Genomic DNA, 641 nt, shown 5'->3' on the forward strand with positions numbered 1-641 from the left:
GTACGCAAGAAGTCGGTGTCGATTCTCAACCTGGGTAAACGCATCAAGGCCCAGGACATCGCCCTGTTCACCCGGCAGATGGCGACGATGATGAAAGCCGGCGTACCGCTGCTGCAATCGTTCGACATCATCGGCGAGGGCTTCGAGAACCCGGCCATGCGCAAGCTGGTGGACGAGGTCAAGCAGGAGGTCGCGGCGGGTAACAGCCTGTCTCTTATACACATCTAGATGTGTATAAGAGACAGGTCAGGGTCAGCGCGGTAGCAGCAGCGGCAGTGATAGCGAACTTCTTCATACGAGTAACTCCTGTTTTTCTGGAAAGTCTGCTGCGTGTCTTGTCAGCAGGGTTACTGGGTATATTGCGAACGCTGTGCCAACTTTGAAACGTAAAAAAAATCGTTATATATCAATGGCTTGGTATTTTTGACGATTTTCGAAATCATGCAAATTGCATGAGTTGGAATCTGTCTCTTATACACATCTAGATGTGTATAAGAGACAGGGACCTGATCGGCCACGAGTGGGGCCTCAACTATCGAGTTCGCGGCCGTCATGCCGGACAGGATCCGCTGCTGTTCCTCGACCTACGTAACACCCGCGGCTGGGTCAAGGCGCACAGCCAAGGCAAAAGCGTACTCAAC

At 52.4% G+C, this 641-nt stretch carries 1 protein-coding gene; it reads left to right on the forward strand.

Annotated elements, in window-relative coordinates:
• The coding region (locus tag JMF97_RS32450; RefSeq protein ID WP_203224661.1) for a type II secretion system F family protein at positions 1 to 228 on the forward strand (228 nt) is incomplete at its 5' end.
• Positions 229 to 641 lie beyond the last annotated feature (413 nt).

Origin of the sequence: Micromonospora fiedleri, from assembly GCF_016774385.1 — a bacterium.
GTDB lineage: Bacteria > Actinomycetota > Actinomycetes > Mycobacteriales > Micromonosporaceae > Micromonospora > Micromonospora gifhornensis.